General features: G+C 69.0%; 11 protein-coding genes. 6 read left to right on the top strand and 5 right to left on the bottom strand.

Annotation, left to right across the window (positions count from 1 at the left end; translation table 11 throughout):
• Positions 1-88: 88 nt before the first annotated feature.
• From BLS67_RS24755 to BLS67_RS14535, 3 genes are all read left to right on the top strand, one after another.
• Positions 89-862 (top strand): LPXTG cell wall anchor domain-containing protein, encoded by a 774-nt coding sequence (locus BLS67_RS24755; RefSeq protein ID WP_091246509.1) that lies wholly within the window; start codon positions 89-91, stop codon positions 860-862.
• A gap of 119 nt (positions 863-981) precedes the next feature.
• On the top strand, positions 982-1839 hold the full coding sequence (locus BLS67_RS24475) for a PhzF family phenazine biosynthesis protein (RefSeq protein ID WP_242654097.1): 858 nt from the start codon (positions 982-984) through the stop codon (positions 1837-1839).
• Positions 1836-2507 (top strand): NUDIX domain-containing protein, encoded by a 672-nt coding sequence (locus tag BLS67_RS14535; protein WP_242654096.1) that lies wholly within the window; start codon positions 1836-1838, stop codon positions 2505-2507. Before BLS67_RS24475 ends, BLS67_RS14535 begins: the two co-directional genes overlap by 4 nt.
• A gap of 77 nt (positions 2508-2584) precedes the next feature.
• Here BLS67_RS14535 and BLS67_RS14530 read toward each other — a convergent pair whose 3' ends face one another.
• A complete protein-coding gene (locus tag BLS67_RS14530) occupies positions 2585-3394 on the bottom strand; it encodes a biosynthetic peptidoglycan transglycosylase (protein WP_165617602.1) in 810 nt (269 codons plus the stop codon).
• Between the two features lie 107 nt (positions 3395-3501).
• Entirely contained in the window at positions 3502-4494 is a 993-nt protein-coding gene (locus BLS67_RS14525; RefSeq protein WP_091246505.1) for a protein kinase domain-containing protein, read from the bottom strand.
• Positions 4495-4719: 225 nt separating this feature from the next.
• Between BLS67_RS14525 and BLS67_RS14520 the strand changes: the two genes are divergently transcribed.
• Complete coding sequence (locus BLS67_RS14520; RefSeq protein WP_091246503.1) at positions 4720-5658, top strand: hypothetical protein; 939 nt, start codon at positions 4720-4722, stop codon at positions 5656-5658.
• Here BLS67_RS14520 and BLS67_RS14515 read toward each other — a convergent pair.
• The 3 genes from BLS67_RS14515 to BLS67_RS14505 are packed head-to-tail and all read right to left on the bottom strand — an operon-like array spanning position 5655 to position 14918.
• Entirely contained in the window at positions 5655-8072 is a 2418-nt protein-coding gene (locus BLS67_RS14515; RefSeq protein ID WP_131801742.1) for an ATP-binding protein, read from the bottom strand. The genes BLS67_RS14520 and BLS67_RS14515 overlap by 4 nt on opposite strands.
• An 11-nt stretch (positions 8073-8083) precedes the next feature.
• On the bottom strand, positions 8084-11302 hold the full coding sequence (locus BLS67_RS14510) for a phospholipase D-like domain-containing protein (RefSeq protein WP_091246499.1): 3219 nt from the start codon (positions 11300-11302) through the stop codon (positions 8084-8086).
• Between the two features lie 4 nt (positions 11303-11306).
• Positions 11307-14918 carry an AAA domain-containing protein gene (locus tag BLS67_RS14505; RefSeq protein WP_091246497.1) on the bottom strand — a complete coding sequence of 1204 codons (3612 nt, stop codon included), beginning with the start codon at positions 14916-14918 and terminating at the stop codon, positions 11307-11309.
• Between the two features lie 270 nt (positions 14919-15188).
• Between BLS67_RS14505 and BLS67_RS14500 the strand changes: the two genes are divergently transcribed.
• Both BLS67_RS14500 and BLS67_RS14495 read left to right on the top strand, forming a co-directional pair.
• Entirely contained in the window at positions 15189-15440 is a 252-nt protein-coding gene (locus tag BLS67_RS14500; protein WP_207500606.1) for an NUDIX hydrolase, read from the top strand.
• Positions 15441-15556: 116 nt separating this feature from the next.
• Positions 15557-16315: an SGNH/GDSL hydrolase family protein gene (locus BLS67_RS14495; RefSeq protein WP_165617601.1), complete on the top strand. Its 759-nt coding sequence runs from the start codon at positions 15557-15559 to the stop codon at positions 16313-16315.
• Positions 16316-16377: the final 62 nt, after the last annotated feature.

Below are 16377 nucleotides of genomic sequence, written 5' to 3'. Positions count from 1 at the left end.
GGACGTCCCGCCGGAGGACGTCACCGGCCTGCCGCAGCGGCGGGCCCCGGCGCTGGGAGCAAGTGTGCGAGTTCGGCAGTGTGCAGTGGTGGGTGCGGCCCTGATCGCGGCGTGGACCGGTGGGACCGGGATCGCGTCGGCGACCGAGGACACGTCGCCCGTCGACACCGGCTCCGGCTGTGAAGCCCCGATCCTGGCGGCCGCCGAGGGTGACCTCACCGACGTCGAGGGCACCTCGGACGACGAGGGCACCGTCGAGGGCGACCCGATCCACCCCGAGCCCTGCGACACCGGCACCGACCCCGACGCCGAGGTGTGGGTCGACGTGCTGCCCGACGGCGACTGCGCCGACCCCGAGACCTTCACCTTCGTCGTCAACGCCACGGGCCTCGAGGCCGGCGTCACCTACACCCTGCTGCTGGGCTCCGAGGACATCGACTTCACCTACCCCGACGGCCAGCCGGTCTTCGTCGAGGACATCGAGGCCGACGCGCAGGGCGCCATCAAGGGCTACTCGTTCACCGAGACCGAGGGCGCCGACTTCTCCGCGCCGTCCACGGGGATCAGCTTCGCGTTCGCCCTCGCCGAGGGCTTCGGCACCGACGACGGGGAGTTCCTCGGCTTCGGCGAGGCCGGCTTGAAGGCCTGCGAGACCGAGCCCGTCGTCGTCCCGGCCGAGCCGACCCACCCCGTCGCGACCCCGGTCGCGGCCGCTCCGGTCGTCGTGACGCACCCGGCCGCCGCGCAGCCCGCCGTGCTGGCCAACACCGGTTCCCCGGTGACCACCGCGGCGCTGCTCGGCGGTGGCCTGCTGGTCGCCGGCACCGGCGCCCTCGTCGCCACCCGGCGCCGCGCCTCCTGATCCACCAGCACCGCCCACCGGCCGTCGTCCCCCCTCGGGACGGCGGCCGGTGTCGTCGTGACCCCCGGACCGCGCTGAACCGGGGCGGTGGTCGGCGACCGGCCCCTAGGCTGCCGGCCGTGACCGAGGTGCTGCGCATGACGGCGTTCCCCGACGGCGACGAGGGCGGCAACCCGGCCGGGGTGGTGCTCGACGCCCGGGGTCTGGACGACGCCGCGATGCTCGCCCTCGCAGCAGAGGTGGGGTTCTCCGAGACCGCCTTCGTGGTCGACCCGGCCGCCGTGGGTGACCCGCGGCACCTGGTGGTCCGCTACTTCTCGCCCCACGCCGAGGTGCCCTTCTGCGGCCACGCGACCATCGCGACCGCCGTGGCGGTGGCCGGCCGGGCGGGCGCCGGTCCGCTGCGCTTCGACACCCCGGCCGGCACCGTGCACATCGGGACGACGGAGCAGGACGGCGCCGTGGTGGCTGCATTCACCAGCGTGCCGCCGGCCGTCCGCGAGCTCGACGCCCCGGTCCGCGACGAGCTGCTGGGCCTGCTCGGGCTGACCCCGGCCGACGTGGCCGAGGGCCGACCGGTGCTGGAGGCGTTCGCCGGCAACTGGCACCCGGTGGTGGTCGTGGCCGACCGGGCCCGCTTCCACGGCTTCGGCTTCGACCCCGCCGCCGTCCGGGCGCTGATGGACGCGCAGGGATGGACGGGCACGGTGACCGTCGTCCACGAGCGGGGGGACGGCGTGGTCGAGGCGCGCAACCTCTTCCCGGTCGGCGCCATCACCGAGGACCCCGCGACCGGTTCGGCGGCGGCGAGCCTGGGCGCCTACCTGCGGCACCTGGGCGCGGTGGCACCGCCGGCGCGGTTCACCGTGCACCAGGGCCGGCACGTGGGCCGGCCGAGCGTGCTGCTGGTCGACGTCCCCGCCGAGGGCGGCATCACCGTCAGCGGGACGGCGACCGTGCTGGGGGCCGGCTCGTGAGCCAGCCGGGCGCCGACGTCCCCGACCACCGCGGTCGTACGGGTCTGCACCTGACGGGGCGGGAGCTGGACCGCAATCCCGACGTGGTGGTGCGCGACGTGGAGCTGCTGTGCGCGGGCTGGCACGTGCTGCGGAAGACGACGTTCGACCACCGGCGGGCCGACGGCACGTGGAGCACCCAGCAGCGCGAGACCTACGACCGCGGGGACGGCGCGGCGGTGCTGCCCTACGACGTGGAGCGCGGCACGGTGCTGCTGACCCGGCAGTTCCGGTGGCCGGTGTACGTCAACGGGCACCCCGACGGTCTGCTGGTGGAGGCCGCGGCCGGTCTGCTGGACGACGAAGACCCGGTCGCGGCGATCAAGCGGGAGGCGGCGGAGGAGCTGGGGGTGCAGCTGCGCGACGTGGAGCTGGTGATGGCGCCGTGGATGAGCCCGGGGTCGGTGACCGAGCGGCTGCACCTGTTCGCCGCGGCCTACTCGGCGGCCGACCGGTCGGGTGCCGGTGGTGGGCTGGTGGAGGAGGGGGAGGACATCGAGGTGCTCGAGCTCCCGTTCACCGAGGCGCTGGCCCAGGTTCGCGAGGGCTGCATCGACGACGCGAAGACCGTCCTGCTCCTCCAGTGGGCCGCTCTGTCGGGTCCGTTCAGCTCAGCCGCCGACGTGTGAGATGCCCTGCCGCGGCAGGGCATCTCACACCCGGTGCGAGTTGCGGGTACTCAGCCGGCCCTGACCGGGGGCCCGGATCACGGCACGGCGTAGCCCTCATCCACGAGACGGTCTCGCACGACGAGCGGCATCTCGGAGCAGTCGTTGTCGCTGGGCGGCTGCTCGTGGGCGAGTCCCACAACTCCGAGGTCTTCGCTCAGCTGGTAGCCGCCGTTCCGCGCGAACCACTCCGGGGCGAGGGCCACAGCTCGGTTGTAGGTGCTGTAGCTGGTGTCTTCCCCTGCGGCCAGCGCCTCCGTGAAGTCCATGCCTCCTTCCATCCCGCGACGGACGTGGGAGGGTGACGGGAGCAGACCGACGAGCATCGCCGCCTGGTCCAACTCGAGGTAGCTGGGAGGCTGGGAGAACCAGTACCAGCTGGCGGCGCAGATCCCGAACAGCTGCGGCCCGAACTGCGCGTAGTTCAGATATAGCTCCAGGATTCGGGCGTCGGTCAGCAGGAACGACAGGTGCGCGGCGAGGAACGCCTCGACGCCCTTGCGCCACGATGTCTGCTCACCGTCCAGGAAGAGGTTCTTGGCCAGCTGCTGCGGGATGGTCGAGCCGCTCGGGTCCTCCCCACCCTCCAGGTAGACTTGTGCCCGGTCGATGAAGTCGGACACGTCGAAGGGGCCGTTGCGGTAAGGCAACTGGGCGTCCTCCTGGCTCACTGCCACGACGATCAGGTTGCGGCTGATGTGCTCGATGTCCACGAACCCGCCGTACGTGTAACCAGGGGACTCGTCCATGTACGAGCTAGACGCCGGGTTCGACGACTGGAGTCCTTCCACCGCGACCACTGTGGGTGCCTCGACGGCGACGACCAACGCGGCGAGCACCTTGAGCATCAGCCGGGTGCGTCGCAGCCGGCGACGCCGCGGCCTGGTCGTGGTCTGCCGTGCCTGGTCGGCGTCCGAGCTAGGCCGCGTCGGGTCTAGCTCGGTATGAATCTTCGTCATGAGATCTCCTCGGTGTCGTATCGCCTGACCGTCGTGGTAGGGGCGCAGTCGGGGGTGGGCGGGAACACGGGACGGCGCCCGGGGTCGAGGAGTGCGAGTAGTCCCGCTGCCGCGCCACGCGCATCGGGCTCCGGGTGCAGCGACCGCTCCACCGCGGTCCGCAGAGCACCGGTCAGCGGCCAGAGGTCCCGGGCACCGGTCGTGAGGGCGCGGTAATATGCGCGGTCGTCGAGCAGCAACGTGGGGTCCACCGGGTGCCGGCCCGACGCGGACCGAGCAACCACGAGCCCCCAAGCGAAGACGTCGCTTGCACTGCTGAGTGCGGTGTCGACGCGGAAGTGCTCGGGGCTGGAGTAGTGCTTGGTTCCGCGCTGGACCAGGAGCCCGGTGTCGTCCTCGCCGGTCATGCGCCCGAGCCCGAAGTCGATCAGCCACAGGCGGGCGTCGTCCACAACCAGGTTTCCGGGCTTGACGTCACCGTGGATGATCCCCTGGGCGTGCACGTCCGCCAGGGCTCGGAGTAGCTCGATCGCCACCGTCTCGGTGTCCTTCGAACCGAGACGCCCGCCGCCGATGGACAACAGTTCCGAGAGCGGAAGTCCCGGGACCAATTCCTGTGCGTAGTACGGGGTCGTGCAGCGCAGATCGGCCGCCAACACCTCGGGGACAAGCTTGCTCCGCACAGACGTTGCGACAGCAACCTCCTGCGAGAACAGTCGGCGGGCCGTCCGGTCGGCCGAGGCAGGCAGCACCTTGACGACGGCGCAACCAGCCGTTCGACCGGAGCCCGGGCTGGTCTTCCCCACGAAGACGTCACAGCCCTGCCCGCCCGGTGGCAGCCGGTGAATCAGCCGGATCCCGCCGATGAAGGCGGGATCGTCCGCGACCAGTGGCAGGATGCGCCGACCCCTGATTGCACGGTCCGGTATGGACGACGGCCCGGCGGCGCGGGTCTCGGAGTGTGCATGTAGTGCAAACCGCGGTGCCATGCGTAACCTCCCTGAACGGTCGGTGCTGTGGCAACGACGATCCCGGCGGAGCGCTGACCTGCGAGGGAGCTGTACTGACTTATGCCTGACACTGAGCAGCCGGACGGTCAGCGGCGAGTACCGACTCAGCCCGGGGCGCCACCGGCCGTTCTAGAGTTCTTTGGTGCCGCCACCTCGGTTACCCGCGATGGCCAACGCACGGACTTGGCGCCTCAAGTCGCGTGCGTGCTGGCGGTCCTCGCCCTCCGGGCGCCGGACCGCGTCCGGCAGGAACTGCTGCGAAGCTCCGTCATGCGCCCGGACGTCGCACACGGCGCGCTGCAGACCGCCGTCACGAGGGCTCGGAGGGTTGTGGCGATCACCGACGACCCGTACGGCTTCGCCGAGCAGGTCACGTCGGACCTCGTCCGGTTCCGCGACGCCTATCAAGAGGCGATCACCGACCCGTCTCCGGAATCCGTTCAGCGAGCTCTGGCCCTTTGGGGTGCCGGGCCCCTACCCAGGTTGCGGGCTGTCCCAGAGGTCAGAGAACTGGTGGGTTTGCAGGAGGAACTCGTCCGCCTGCAGTTGAGGATCCGGCGCCGGCGTCTGCTCATCGTGGACGACCAGATCGGTGACCGGCTCCGCGCCCTCTTCGGGGAGCACGACGCAACGGTGATCAGCTCGCTGCAGCAGTTCTGGGATCTGAAGGACGACCTTGGGATCTTCGATCTAGCGCTCGTCGACCTTCACCTGCAGGTGGACAACGTCGACCAAGAAGGTCTGGTGATCGTCGACCACCTGGCCCGAGAGACGTCTCTGCCGGCCATCCTGATGACCGTCCAACCTGCACCGGGAACCGACCTGCAGAAGGTGATGCGCGACTACCACCTGGTCAGCTACGTGGTTAAGGGAGCTGCGAACACCGCTCTGCGCGATGCCGTCGGAGATGCGCTCAGCACTGATCCCGACGCCGCACTCCTGAAGCGATTGGGAGACGGGCTCCCTGACCGTGTGCGCAAAGCCGAGAAGCGGCTGACGGCCCGCGGAGCAGCTCGCGCGGAGTTCGCCAAACTGGAGATGGACGTCGAGCGATTGTGGTCAGTGTTCACCAAGGGGTCACTGCCCCTGGTTCAGGAGACAGTCCGAGCTTTCGACAGCCTGTATGGAGACCCGCGGGTCTAGTGCGCCAGGGGTAGTGTGATGCGTAGGTGAGCCCCCTTCCACGTGGGTGATCTGCCGAGGATCTCCAAGTCCCCCTGCATGGCTCGCAGCCAGTAGGCGGCCCCCAGCAGGCCGATGCCGTGGCCGTGTTCCTTGGTGGTCATGGGTAGGTCGGCTGCGAAGCTGCGCCGGACCACCTCTGGCACGCCCTCGCCGTCGTCCTCGATGTCGATGAACGCGGACGCGCCATCGGGGCTGGGCCCGTAGCTCACCACCACCGTTCCCGCTCCGGCACTGGCGGGCCGCGCACCGGCCGATTCCGCTGCGTTGCCGATGAGCGCGGTCAGCGCCTGGAGCAGCTTGTTTAGGCCCCCGCGCACCTCGAGTCCGGCCACATTCTTACCCGTCAGTATGTCGCACGAGGCCGCCTGACGGACCTGGCGCATGGCGCTTTCGCAGACGCGGCCGAGGGACAGCGTTTCGCTCTCCTCGTCCCATGCCCGCTTGGTCTGATCCGCGCGGGCTGCCACCTCCTTCTCGGCTGCTGCGTCCGGAACGTCCGTGAGGTGTCTGGTCAGGTTGTCCCAGTTATGCCAGGCGAGTTGCAGAGCTACTTGGGCTAGTCGGGCATCCGCAGCGTCGACCACCTCGGCCCTGGCCGACGCCACCAGCTCGCGCAGTGACGATGCGGCGATGTTCTGAGGTGCCCGCCGGGCCAGGAGCCGCTCGACTCCACACGAGCACCAATTCAGTCGGCCGACACCAGCCGGCGGTCGGCCCAGCAGGTGTCCAGCACGCTCCAGCTCTCGGAACACACGCGAGAGGTCGATGATCCCCGTGCTTGTCATGATCTCGACGATCCCGGGCAGTCCGGCTTCATCCTCGACCGCAAGCAGGCCGATCTGCAGGGTGGTCTCGTCCAGGACGTCATCAGGCCAGGTGAGCATGGTGAAGAGGACGAGGCGCGCTGCCGGCGTGAGAGAGTTGTGCACTGTCCGTTCGACGTCGTCCCGGTGTGCCGGGCTGGTCATCAGCGTCGAGGTGTCAAAGTCTGAATGCTCGGCCCGCGCCCGGGCAGCCTCGCGCACCATGGTCAGGCGCAGCACCCCCGGGTGGTTGCCGCAGCGCTCGAGCAATGCGGCGACCTGGCTCTGCCGCGGCCTGAAGCCAAGGAGGTACAGCGCCCACCACACGTGGACCTCGACGTCCTGGTGGGTGTCGCCGTCGAAGATGCCCTCGCTGAGGAGCTCCTCGGGGTCCGCCTGGCTGGCTATCGTCCGTAGGAACGCCAGCCGACGTCCCTCCTGGCTCAGCGGATATCCCTGCTCGTCGTGGACCAGAAGAGCGAGCACGGAGCTGATGTCCAGAACAGGTTCGGCCCGCCCCGAGGGCGCAGTCAGCCGCATGGACACCCGAACATCCATCGCACCGGGTGCTGCGTCCGGCGCGGTGTCGGCCGTTCGGAGCATCACTGAGCCGCTTCGGCCGACGAACGTCAACTCTGGGAGTTGTGGGTCCTGAGCCAAGCGGATCCGGCACGCCGCGTCTCCTGAGTCCTCGGTCCGTTCTGTCAGGAGGTGGCCGCCGACAAGACCTGTCACGGCGTGCAGCCAACGCAGTCGTGCGCCGGACTCCTCGGCGAATAAGGCTTGGAGGGCATCCACCACCTCCCGCGCCGCTCGGTCACCCGGCGCGGGGATGTACGCCGAGAACTGCGCGGGGCGGGAGGACGCCGCAGTGTCCCCGCGGAACCAATAGCCAATCTGCGCTCGCGTGGAGCTGGGCCACGGCCAGCTCTGATCGACGAGTCCGAGCGGCAGCGTTGGGGTGAAAGTCGTGGGGTCCATCTGGAGTGCGCGGCGAGCGGCGAGGTACTCACCCACGTCGAGCAACTCCTCCACGTGTCGCACCCAGCGGTCCCCGGCCGGCCGGCCCGCCGTTGCGAGATCTCTCCGGAGGACGTCGTCCACCGCGCGCTCGTGGACGACAAGGGCGGTCTCGTGGTCGGCCAACTGCGCTTCTGCGGCAGCCAGGGAAATCTGACCGTGCGGTACGACAGACTCCGCACCGTCGACGGGATGACCCACTCTGTCGCCACGGTCGACGAGGGCCTGCACCCGGGCCGCGAGCCCGTCCACGGCGGCATCGCGAGCTCGGAGGACGATCCCCAACAACTCCGCCTCCCGACCTTCGTCGAGCATGCGTCGGTCAGCCAGGACCTCCACCAGCCGGCTAGCTGCCTGGAACTCGCCGGTCATGACCAGATAGAGCACGGCCTCCTCGGGGCCGAACGACTCGGTGAGGCCGACCAGGAGCCGCGGGGCCAGCCTCCCCAAAGCTTCGTCGTCATCCACCTGTGCCGCAGCGACGGCCTGGCAATGGTCGGGGAAAAGGTCTGGGTGCTGCCAGGGGACCTTGGTCAGAAGGTCGCTCACGACGCCATCACTCACAGGATTCCCTCCAGGGCAGCCGCCATCGACCGTGCGGTCGCCTGCGTCAGGTGGCCGTTGATGGAGTCCGGCGCCCGAATCGCAAGCTTCGTGATCAGTGGTCCGGCCTTTGCCAGGAACTGCCCGACCTCCGGGCTCTCGCCTGTTGGCTGGGTCGACCCGCCGATCTCGGCCACGTTGTTTACAGCGCCCAGGATGGCCGCCACCTTGGCCACCATCGACGTGCGCCGGTTGCCGACGATCTCCCGAGCCCCGGCTCGGTCAGCGCACCACGCCAACCACCCGTGCGGATCCGATGTCACCTGAGCTGCCCGCCACCGGCCAACCCCCTCGACGTCGTGACCGTGCGCCAGCAGCTCGAGCTGTGCCAGCGGACCACCGTCGCCGAAGGCCCAGGTCTTCAGCAGGTCGCCACTGATGAAGCCGGGCGGGAAGTTGCGCAACCGCTGCAATGCGCCGTGCAGCACTTCCCAGGCTGTGTCGGCCTCTTCCTGGGTGCGCGCGGCCGCGGCAGCAGCCCGCAGTCTGCTCACCGGCAGAGGCGCCGATGCCGCTCGGGACAGCGCCAAGGCGGCCCGCGCGAGCTCCCCCACGTCCCCCTCAAGCTGGGGCGACCACGAGTCCAGAACCTCGTGCGCTGCGACGTGCCCACGGAGCACCAGATCAGAGACCGCCACGGTGGCCAGGGCGTCCCGCTCGGCACCGTCGAGACCGTCCTCAATCGCGGCGTTCATAAGCTGCTCCGAGCTGTCCCCGGCCGCCCATGCGGCTGCTGCTCGCACCAACGCCCGCCGCGGACGGACACCGTCGTCGTCGACCACAGCCCGGATGGCTAACGCGGCCAAGAAGTCGTGTCGCATCCAGACCAGCTCCAGTAGTCGCTGCCACCAGGGGACGGGCACGTCAGTTCCGGCCAACAGGACTGCTGCGCAGAGCCGCTCCTGGTCACCGGCGGAGGCGCCGACGTGCTCCAGGGCGTCGAGGACTGCCGTGGCTGTGGTGCCGCGGGCGGCCAGGGCAGCGAGCCGGCCGCCGACGAGACGCTCACCGGGCTTCGCGAGTACCTCCAGCGCAGCCTGAGCGAGCACCAGATCGCCGCTGGCCACGCTGCTGCGGTTGATGGCCGTTGCCATGCCGGCCACGGGTGGGAACACCCCGAACGTTGTGAGCATCGTCGCGGCCAGGCTGGGGTTGGTGACCCGGAGGCTGAGTTCGCCTCGGTTCCGGTGCCGGCTGCGCCCGCTGCGGTGACCGGAGTGGGAGAGGTGGTCGAAGCTGCCGAGCGCGACTTCGTCGTCCCACAACAACACGCGCGCACGGTTGTTGTGGTCGTGCATAAGCTCGAGTCGGCCCAGGCCGGGCTCCCTGGGGCGGGAGAGCTTCATCAGGGCTGTCCGCGCTGACCGGGAGTCGTCGGCCAGGTCTCCGTAGACGATCGTGACGTCGGCGCCTCGCTGCAGACAGGTTGTGATCGCGGTGAGGATCGTTGCGTCGACCACCCGACCGGACAACCGCGGCGCGGCCACGAGGACGTGCCTCTCCGCAGTGTCGAGGGCCCGCCGGAGCAACACCTGATGCTCAGCGTCCGTCACCGTGGACGCAGTCGCGGGAAGGTCCTCCACCAGCCGGGCCAGCTCCTCCACCGCCGCGGCCCAAGCCCCTGCCCAGATCGCGACCTGCGCAGAAGCAGGCGAGCCCGCATCCAGGGACGAGTGGAACGCCGGCACCGCGATGTCTGCTGCCAGCACTGCAGGCTCGCTCCGTCGGCCGAACGCTGCGTTATCCCGAATAATGGCCTGGGCGAGGTCGAGGTCCGGGAAAAGGGTGCAAGTCCAGCTGAGCAACGATTCCACGATCTCCGACCGGTGGTCCCGAACAGCTGAGACGAGCAGCCCGAGGTCGGAGTTGGTCCCTCCGCCCAGGAAGTCATGGCTCGTCACGAGTGCTTGCCGGTCGTCCGAGACGACCAACCTGGCGTTAACCTGAGCGGGTACCCGGGTTTTGACCAGGACGCGATCGGCTGCGGGACCGCCACGACGTTGCAGATTGTGGACGGCGTTGATGATCGGCTGATCCAGCGTGTCATCCACCCGTGCGCCCCACAACAGGACGACCTGCACGCCCCTATCGATTGCTCGCTCGAGGTGCGGCAAGAACCGGCTGACGCCGTTGTAGCGCAGCCAAGTTGCGCAAAGCACCACCTGGGTCATAGCTCCATCGATGAGACGCCCGACCACCTGCTCGTGATCCTGGGGGCTGTCGACGAGAACCACCTCGGTTTGCGCCGTCCATGCCCGGGACGCCTGATGCACAACGTCGTAGAACGCCAGCCGCATCCGATCGTGCTCGTGCTGGCGCGTACCCGTGACGACCTCCGGGAGGGTGGACACCTGCTTCCGCAGTGCCGAGACCAGGGCCAGCAAGGGGGCTACTGCTACCGACGGGGCGGCGGTTGCCAGGCCAGCCAGGGCTCGGACGAAAGACCCGCGCGGATCGTCGTCGATCAGTCGTTGCAAGCGACGCGTGGCGCGGTCGCGCTCTGCGCGCGTGAGGAGTTGGTCGGTCGCCGTCACCCGCAGCCCCAGGTCGGCATCCTCGACCACGGACACGACCAGCGGGACATATCCCGCGGTCACCGTCTCCCGGACCTGCTCCGGGTCGAGGTAGGCATCCAGTACCCGCAGCGCCCCCTCGGTGGTGACCACGTCACCACCGTCGATCCACCGGGTCAGGTCACGCTCCACAGCAGCAGCCAGCGCAGCAGCGCCCAGGTCGAGCGGCCCTGGGTCATCGGGCATCCGCGGCACTCGGACGTTGTGCGGAACGCGCCGTGACGTCGCCCGCGTCGGGACGATCCGACCAACCAGGCTGTCAAAGGCCATCTCGCGGACATCAGAGGTCTCGTAGGTGCTCCGGATGGCACCGACGTCACCAGCGCTGACCTGCCTCTCTGTCTCCTCCGTGAGCGTGATGGATTCGCGGTCGTCGAGAAAGTCCAGGTGCACATGCCCGGCCCGCCACAGATCCCCCAAGCAGTCCGTGATGATGCGGGGCGAAAGCTCCAGGGTGTTGGTGAGCTCGGTGACCGTCGTGGCGCCGCCCGAGCGGATCGCGCGGAGCACGAATTGCTCGACGATGGACACGTCGCCGGCGAGCCCCATCCGCACTCGGATCCGAAGCAGGCGGCAGGGCACGTAAACCTCCGTGACCGTCACGACGTCAGCGCTCTACGGGCACGACGGCGCCGAATGTCTTGACTTCTCGGCACACCGACTCCCATGCAGGCACCCCACTCGTCGCGAAGTGGTCGAACCTGCCCACGATCACCAGCAGGTCACGTGCCCGACTCAGGGCGACATTGACGCGAGGGGCATCAGCCAGGTGGCCCAGGCTGCCGAGTGGGGAACCCCCGGCGCGGGGCGTGTCACGCACCAGCGACACCACGACGACATCAGCCTCCCGCCCCTGGAAGGAATCGATCGTCCAGATTTCCTTGGCCCTCTCCGGCATCCTTTGCTGGAGCAATTCCACCTGAGCCCGGTAAGGAGTGAGGACGGCGAGGTCATAACCCTCCGCCGGCATGCCTGCCGGGCGCGGCTCCGGACGCAGCGACCGGACGAGTTGCGCCACGACGCGTGCTTCAGCGTCGTTCGACCAGTAGCCCCGGTCCTGGTGCACCCCCTGGGTGTCCAGCCACACCAGCGCCCGGCCGGCCAGGGTTCTGGGGAACTCGACGAGATGGTCCGTGTCTGCTCGCCTGGTGACGAGCGTCCCGGTCCCGGAGAGGTTGACTCCGTCAACTGCCCCGGGCTGTTCTCCCGCCGCGGTACGTGGGTAGAAGCTCCGGCTGACGACCTCGGCGATCGCGGGACGCATCCGGTACTGCTCGGTCAGCTGGCGGGTGGCGCCACCGACCCTCGCCGGGTCGAACAACCCGGCGAACAGTTCGAAGGCCGTCGAGTACGACTCCCGCCGTTCCCAGTGTGCACGGATCTCCGCGTCGGGATCGGCCTCGCAACTGTCGAGGAAACGATGCACGTCTTGCCGCGCGTAAGCCCCGATCTGTGCTTGATCACCCACCAGTGTCCATCGGAGGCCGCGGACCAACGGCAAGGCCAGCTCCGTGGGCCAGGCCTTCGCCGCTTCCTCGACAACCACCCAGTCGAAGGGTTCAGCCGTCCCTTCGTCCACCAGCGTTCTACGGGTGGAACCCCCGCAGGTGGCGAAGACCAGGTTGGCGCTGCGCCGCAGGCGTCGCCTCATCTCGAATGGCGTCCGCGCTACGCTCTCGCGCCACTGCACAAGGAGTTCCAGCCTTCCAGGCTGGGTAATGATCGAATTGAGCCGCTCGTCCAGCCGGCGGGAGATCCCGACGATGTATCGATCGGTCACCTCGTCGATCCCGAACTGGGCAGTTCGTGGATCCACCCGATCGCGGCCCTTGCCCTGCGCGACGCGGACGGCTACCCAGTCGCGCTCGACGGGTCTGTCCCGCTCGTCCAGGACACCGAGCTTGCGCAACACCCGGAGCGCAAGGTTGTCCAGCGCGTCGTGCGACTGGGCTGACACGAGAATGCGATTCACGGGCTCGCGTTGGAGATATGTGACCACCGCCTCGGAGCTAACCTCCGTCTTTCCGGTCCCCGGTGGTCCCTGCACGGCGAACAGGGACTCCTGCGTGAGTATGTCGAGGACCGCCTCTCGCCCCTCACCCTTGAGCGTGCCCTGGACCAGCGGCTCCCAACGCCGCCGCCGCCCGGTGATCGAGCGTCCTCCGATCAGCTGGTCCAGCAGGATGCGGTTGTCGCCGAGCTCGATTCGTGCCTCGGCCTGCCGGAGAAGTGCGGCGCGGGAGGGAGCGTCCTCCGCGAGGCGAATCCAGCCCGTGGCAGGGACTCGCTCCCCCTTGGGAGTGGACAACACGACTTGGTCCCCGAGCCGCACGTCTTTCAGCGGGAGCTGCGCGAGTACTTCCCCGGGACGGCCGCGGTCATCCGCCAACACCTGGGTCATGATTCGGCCGGACGCGTCGTCCCCGGCAGCCGAGAAGAAGTCGGCGAAACCGGGGCGCAAGCGCTCGCTCGACAGGTATTTAGCCTCCAGCGCCGTCAGCTTGTTGGCCCGGTCCCGGTCCCGGTCCTGGTCCCAACGCACGACGACCTGCGACTGAGTACCCTCCGGTTCGCTGGAGAAGGCATAGCACCGGCTCGTGAGGCGTGCCCACTGGTAAGCCAGGAGCCAGTCCACAGCACGGAGGAAGTCGAGCTCTCTACGGCGCCGGGGGAGCGCCTCAGGAGCATCTCCCAACACGAGCGACCACAGCGGTCGGCCATCGAGCGCCCGCGCCCAGGCAGTCTCTCCGAGATCGTCGGGCACGACGTCGACCATGGGCAAGGTCCGTGCAAACGGGCTCCGCGCGCGCAGGTCCGTGAGATCAAAGCCTGCTTCAGCGCGGCGCAGGACGTACTTGATGACCTGAGCCTCTTCGAAGAACTTTTTGCTGCCGAATCCGCGGACTCGCCAGTACTTCTCGCAAAACCAGACGTACTCGGCCCCGAAGATCACGGTGGTCGCGCGTCGACGGTCTTCGGGATCACCTACTTGGACGTACTTGAGGGCGCCATCCCGAGAAGTGATCACAGCGGCGCCGGCCAGGTCGCGTTGGATCAGGGCCGTGACTTCCTCCCGGCCCTCCGGACTGGTCGCGGGGTCCTGGATGCTTCCCCAAGCGTGCAGGGTCCGGTCGGTATAGCTCGGTTGGAACACCACAAGGAAGGGAAGATCGGCGATGCGTTGGTCAAACCGCGACACGCTGCCGTCGTACAGCCGGCCCAGCCGCTGCAGGACGTCACCCATCTTGGGCCGTCCACGGGCGACGTCGTCCACCATGTCGCCCAACAGTCGAGCGAGCTCGCTCGGAACTGAGGCTGACACATTCAGCCGTGCGCGCACCCCGCGCTGGAAGTTTCGAATGGTGATCTCGTCGGGGTCCTCCGGGAACTGCTCGTCGTAGGGCCCGAGGAACCACTCCGCCACCGTCATCCCGAGGCTGAAGACGTCCCCCTCCTGGCCGCCGAGATCTCCGCCGGTTCCTGGGCCCCCGAAGATCAAGGGCAGCCTCTCCGGGGGCGCATAGGCCGTCGCACGCAAACCCTGGGCTCGTAGGAGGTCCCTGATCTGGTCCCGGAAAGAGGGATCCCGTCCGTGTAAAAGGCTGTTGACCATGGCGCTGAGCTCGAAGCGACCAAGCTGCAACCGTGGCGCTTCGCCACCCCGGCGAACCACCTGCAATGTCCCGGGCCAGACGTTGCGATGAACGATGCGAGCGTCATGGAGGATGGCTAGGGCATCGGCCAGCAGCCAGAAGTACCGGAGGGCCTCGGCCGGACGCTGCGTCATATGGTCTACCAGGGTTGCAATCCCGCCGTCCTCGATGGCCGAGGGAGCGGCCACGGTTCGGACGTAACCAAATCCGTCGTTCATCCCCGCGGCGGCAAGCTTGCCGTCCGGCTCGACGAAGCCACCGTCCACGATCGCGGGGAGCGCCGGGTGCCCGAGCCCGCCCACGCGGAGGAGCACCTTTACCTCCTGCTCCCACAGCTGCAGTCCGAGGTTCCCCAACCCCAGGTATAGCTGGAGATTTACGTCGTCGGTTCCGAGCACCTGCGGGTATTGGTAGATGAGCCCTTCCACGACGGCGTGGCCCTGGAGCTGGTCCGGTTGACGGCTGCGCGGGAGGTGTCCTCCGACTTGGTTCTCGGAGTCCGTCAGATAGGTGCGGACGAGGTCGTCCACCAGCCGTTGATCCACTGGGTGCATGTACTTCGACATCTGACCTCACAGGTGACGACGACACAGCAGGCCCACTGAACGTTTCCCCGCTCTGTAGCGCCGAGGAGCATCGTGCCCCATACCAGCCACGATCAGTACCGCATGACCGCTGGGGACCGTTTCTCGACCACCGTGGTTTGACGGGTTTGCACCTGACGGGTGGGAGCTGGACCGCAACCCCGACGTGGTGGTGCGGGACGTGGAGCTGCGGTGCGCGGGCTGGCACGTGCTGCGGAAGACCACGTTCGACCACCGGCGGGCCGACGGCACGTGGAGCTGGTGATGGCGCCGTGGATGAGCCCGGGGTCGGTGACCGAGCGGCTGCACCTGTTCGCCGCGGCCTACTCGGCGGCCGACCGGTCGGGTGCCGGTGGTGGGCTGGTGGAGGAGGGGGAGGACATCGAGGTGCTCGAGCTCCCGTTCACCGAGGCGCTGGCCCAGGTCCGGGAGGGCCGCATCGACGACGCGAAGACCGTCCTGCTCCTGCAGTGGGCCGCCCTCTGGGGACCCTTCGCCCGCTGAGGGCGGTCCTGCGCGGACCGTCACCCGTTCGTGCGGTCCGAGGCCGTCCGTCCGCCTGTGGGTTGGCTCATCGGTACTACCCGGGTCACTATCGACCGGTGATACGGAACCGCAGGGTGCTGCCTGTCCTGGTAGTAGTCGTCGTCTGCCTGGTGTCGATCGGCCTGGCGGCGGTTGCGCTCTTCCGCGTGCCGGTGGCTCCACCCGGCGAGTTCCGCGCGAGCGCTGCGACGGACGACGGTGCGGGCGACCGCCGCCCGGTGGCCCTGTTCGTGGGGGACAGCTTCACCGCCGGTGTGGGAGCCAGTGCCAGCAACCGCGCCTGGAGCTGCGTCGCGGCGCAGACCCTGGACTGGGTCTGCAACCGGGATGCCGAGGGCGGCACCGGCTTCGTCAACGACGGCCGGAGCAACCAGCCCGACTTCTCCCCGCTGCCCGACCGCCTCGACGCGACCGCGGCGACCTACCTCGCCGACGTCGTCGTGATCGATGCCGGCAGGAACGACATGCAGGTGGACCCCACCGAGGTCGGGGCTGTGGCCGACGCCTACCTGGCCAGGGTTCGGGAGCGGTGGCCCGACGCCGCCCTGGTGCTCATCCGGCCAGCGTTCCTCGGGCAGGTCAGTGGTCCCGACGACGTGTGGGGCCAGACCATCCTGGCGCAGTGGGACGAGCTGGCCGCCCGGTACGGCGGGGTCGTGCTGGACCCGATCGCGGAGCAGTGGGTCGCGCCGGAGGAGGTCGACGGATTCCTGTCCGAGGACGGCGTCCACCCGAACGACGCCGGTCATGAACGGCTGGCCGAGCGCTTCGTGGCTGATGTACGACGCATGGGGCTCGCCGACCCACCGGTGACCGACCGGGGGCCTGCCTGACCCGGATCACCCCTCGGGGTCGGGCCACGCTGCGGAAGCTGCACTTACGACCCGGGACGGCC

It is taken from the genome of Klenkia soli (assembly GCF_900103975.1).
Taxonomy (GTDB): domain Bacteria; phylum Actinomycetota; class Actinomycetes; order Mycobacteriales; family Geodermatophilaceae; genus Klenkia; species Klenkia soli.
Note: the sequence above shows the minus strand (reverse complement) of the source record. Positions and strands in the feature narration are given on the sequence as shown.

Excerpts from the sequence above, each read along its gene's own strand:
- BLS67_RS14530 (WP_165617602.1), bottom strand. The coding sequence starts at position 3,394 with ATGCTCAAGGTGCTCGCCGCGTTGGTCGTCGCCGTCGAGGCACCCACA.
- BLS67_RS14525 (WP_091246505.1), bottom strand. The coding sequence starts at position 4,494 with ATGGCACCGCGGTTTGCACTACATGCACACTCCGAGACCCGCGCCGCC.
- BLS67_RS14505 (WP_091246497.1), bottom strand. The coding sequence starts at position 14,918 with ATGTCGAAGTACATGCACCCAGTGGATCAACGGCTGGTGGACGACCTC.